Origin of the sequence: Trinickia sp. (assembly GCF_051953405.1) — a bacterium.
Lineage (GTDB): Bacteria > Pseudomonadota > Gammaproteobacteria > Burkholderiales > Burkholderiaceae > Trinickia.
In genome coordinates this window covers 1-3450 of sequence record NZ_JBQCIV010000003.1, presented here as the reverse complement: position 1 = coordinate 3450, position 3450 = coordinate 1, and the positions used below count along the sequence as shown (strand labels likewise).

At 62.3% G+C, this 3450-nt stretch carries 2 protein-coding genes and 2 pseudogenes; 3 read left to right on the top strand and 1 reads right to left on the bottom strand.

Annotated features, from left to right (window positions below):
* Positions 1-548 (top strand): annotated as a pseudogene (locus tag ACTHN9_RS00215) (signal recognition particle protein); the annotation flags it as partial.
* Positions 549-639: 91 nt separating this feature from the next.
* Positions 640-1191, top strand: coding sequence for a hypoxanthine-guanine phosphoribosyltransferase (locus ACTHN9_RS00210; protein ID WP_440534733.1), 552 nt, complete (start codon positions 640-642; stop codon positions 1189-1191).
* A gap of 172 nt (positions 1192-1363) precedes the next feature.
* Here ACTHN9_RS00210 and ACTHN9_RS00205 read toward each other — a convergent pair whose 3' ends face one another.
* On the bottom strand, positions 1364-3115 hold the full coding sequence (locus tag ACTHN9_RS00205; RefSeq protein ID WP_440534732.1) for a proline--tRNA ligase: 1752 nt from the start codon (positions 3113-3115) through the stop codon (positions 1364-1366).
* A gap of 255 nt (positions 3116-3370) precedes the next feature.
* Here ACTHN9_RS00205 and ACTHN9_RS00200 point away from each other — a divergent pair.
* Positions 3371-3450 (top strand): annotated as a pseudogene (locus tag ACTHN9_RS00200) (RNA pyrophosphohydrolase); the annotation flags it as partial.

The following is a 3450-nucleotide window of genomic DNA, read 5'->3' as shown; positions in this document are numbered from 1 at the left end:
TCAAGTTCGTCGGCGTCGCTGAAAAGCTGGACGGGCTGGAGGTTTTCTATCCGGACCGGATGGCGAACCGGATTCTGGGCATGGGCGACATTCTCGCCCTCGTCGAAGAAGCGCAACGCGGCGTGGACGTCCAGGCCGCACAAAAGCTCGCCGACAAGGTCAAGAAAGGCGGCGACTTCGACCTGAACGATTTCCGCGCGCAGCTTTCGCAGATGAAGAACATGGGCGGCTTGTCGACGCTCATGGATAAACTCCCCGCGCAGTTTCAGCAAGCCGCGGCGGGTGCCGACATGGGTCAGGCCGAAAAGCAGATGCGCCGCATGGAAGGCATCATCAATTCGATGACGCCGGCCGAACGGGCGAAACCGGAACTGATCAAGGCGACGCGCAAGCGCCGTATCGCCGCGGGTGCGGGTGTGCAGGTGCAGGAGGTGAACCGGATGCTCAATCAATACGAGCAGATGCGCACCATGATGCGTAAGCTCAAGGGCGGCAATCTGCAAAAGATGATGCGCGGCATGAAGGGCATGCTGCCCGGCATGCGCTAGCGTCCCGCACGGGCGCACGGGTTAATGCCGTGGCGCGCATGAGCACGCCGCTTCACACTATGTATACAGTCGAGACACTCTGCACAACGCCATGAATCGCGAAGAAGCTTTTCACATCTTTCGCCACTCCGAGGAAATCGTCTCGGCGGCCGAGGTCAATGCGTCGATCGCCGGCATGGCCCAGGCCATCCGCGCGCAGATCGGCGAAGACTTTCCGTTGCTGCTTTCCGTCATGGGCGGGGCGGCCGTCTTCACCGGGATGCTGCTACCGCATCTCGATTTCCCGCTCGAGTTCGACTACATCCACCTGACGCGCTACCGCAATACGACGCACGGCAGCGCCGACATGCAATGGCGCGTGGCGCCCGCCGAATCGGTGAAGGACCGCGTCGTGCTTGTGCTCGACGACATCCTCGACGAAGGGGAGACGATGGCCGCGATCCGCGACCGGATTCTCGCCATGGGGGCGAAGCGCTTTTTGAGCGCCGTGCTTTGCGAGAAGCAGATCCCGAAAGCCAAACCGCTGCGCCCCGATTTCTGCGGCTTCGAAGTCCCCGATCGCTACGTATTCGGCTGCGGGATGGACGCCAAGGGCTACTGGCGCAATTTGCCGACGATCCGCGCGCTGACCGAAGGCGCTTGATGTCTTAAACCGGCGCGGCCCCTCGGGCCGAGCCGGCCGCGCAAAGCGTTGTGCCGAACGTAATGGGGGCGGCCCCCGTTACCGGGAACCGCCCCCGCTCTTCGCATCGGCGAGCCGCCCGCTCGGAGCGCTTATGGCGCTCACGACACTCGAGGCGGCTCGAATACCGCGCTCAGTTTGCCCGCCCCGAATCCCCAAGCGCGGCACGCACCTTCCCGGCCGCGAACGCAGCAGCGTCTTCGATCGGCAGCAGCGTCGGCTCCGTGTCGCGGCGGCCCTGATACTCGACCTTGCCTTCCTTGAGTCCGCGCTCGCCGATCACGAGGCGATGCGGCACGCCGATCAACTCCCAATCCGCGAGCATGACGCCCGGACGCTCGCCGCGATCGTCGAGAATGACGTCGATACCGGCTTCGGACAGTTGCGCATAAAGCTTGTCCGTTTCGGCGCGCACGCTCTCGCTGCGGTCATAGCCCATCGGACACAAGACGACCTCGAACGGGGCGATCGCCTCGGGCCAGATAATGCCGCGGTCGTCGAAGTTCTGTTCGATCGCCGCACCGAGAATGCGCGTAATACCGATGCCGTAGCAGCCCATCACCATCGACTGCGGCTTGCCGTTTTCGTCGAGGAACGTCGCGCCCATCGCATCGGAGTATTTCGTGCCGAGCTGGAACACATGGCCGACTTCGATACCGCGGCAGATTTCGAGGTTGCCCTTGCCGTCGGGGGAAGGATCGCCGGGGCGCACATTGCGGATGTCGGCCACCTCGGGCTCGGGCAAATCGCGGCCCCAGTTGACGCCCGTCGTGTGGTAATCGACCTCGTTCGAACCGACGACGAAATCGCTCATGTTCGCCACCGTGCGATCGGCCACCACTTTCACGGGCTTCTTCGTGCCGATCGGCCCCAGATAGCCGGGCGGCGTGCCGAACCATTCGACGATCTCGGCCTCGGTGGCAAAGCGAAAGCCCGCCAAGCCGGGCAGCTTGCTCACCTTGATTTCGTTCAGATCGTGATCGCCGCGCAGCATCAAGAGCCAAATCGTGGGCTCGGCCCCTTCGTTGTCGGTGGCGAGGATGATCGACTTGATCGTGCGCTCGAGCGGGATATTCAACAGTTCGGCAACGGCTTCGCACTTGGCCTTGCCCGGCGTGGCCGTCTTTTGCATCGCCTCGCGCGGCGCGGCGCGCTCGGCATAGAGCGGCAGCGCTTCGGCCGCTTCGACGTTCGCCGCGAAATCCGATGCCGGGCAGTAGGCGATGTCGTCTTCGCCCGTCGCCGCGATCACATGAAATTCCTGCGAACGATTGCCGCCGATCGAGCCGCTATCGGCGTTCACGGCACGGAACTCGAGCCCGATGCGCGTAAAGATGCGCACATAGGCATCGAACATTTTTTCGTACGACGCTTGCAGCCCCGCTTGATCCTTGTCGAACGAATAGGCGTCCTTCATCGTGAACTCGCGCCCGCGCATCACGCCGAAACGCGGACGGATTTCGTCGCGGAATTTCGTCTGGATCTGGTAGAAGTTCACCGGCATCTGCCGATAGCTCTTGATCTGGTTGCGCGCGATGTCGGTAACGACTTCCTCGTGCGTCGGCCCGATGACAAAATCGGTCTGCTTGCGATCCTTGAAGCGCAGCAGTTCAGGCCCGTATTGCTCCCACCGCCCCGACTCTTGCCACAGTTCCGCGGGCTGCACCGCCGGCATCAACAGCTCGAGCGCGCCCGCGCGGTTCATCTCTTCGCGCACGATCGCCTCGACCTTGCGAATCGAGCGTAGGCCGACCGGCAAATAGCTATAGATACCGCCGGCGACGCGCCGGATCATACCCGCGCGCAACATCAACTTGTGGCTGACGACTTCCGCGTCCGCCGGAGCTTCCTTCAGTGTGCCGATAAAGAAACGGGAGGCTTTCATTCAACGATTTTCCAAAAGCGGCAGCCCGCAGCGAGCCGCCGAAAGAAGGGAACGAGTCATTTTGGGACATCGGCGAGTGCCTTGCGCGCAAGAACAGCCCGCGCGATGCGGCGCGATTCGTCAGACGAGAGCAGCCACCGGCGGCACCGAGGCACGATTGTTGCGGGGCCTGGAACCCTTCTGGTGCATGCCGATGCCAAAGGCTCGTTATCTGTTTATAATCAAAGCAATTTTAAAGGATTCGAAGGTGGTTGTATGCTTGATCGCGAAGGCTTTCGCCCGAACGTCGGCATCATCCTCTTGAACGCGCACAACGAGGTGTTTTGGGGTAAGCG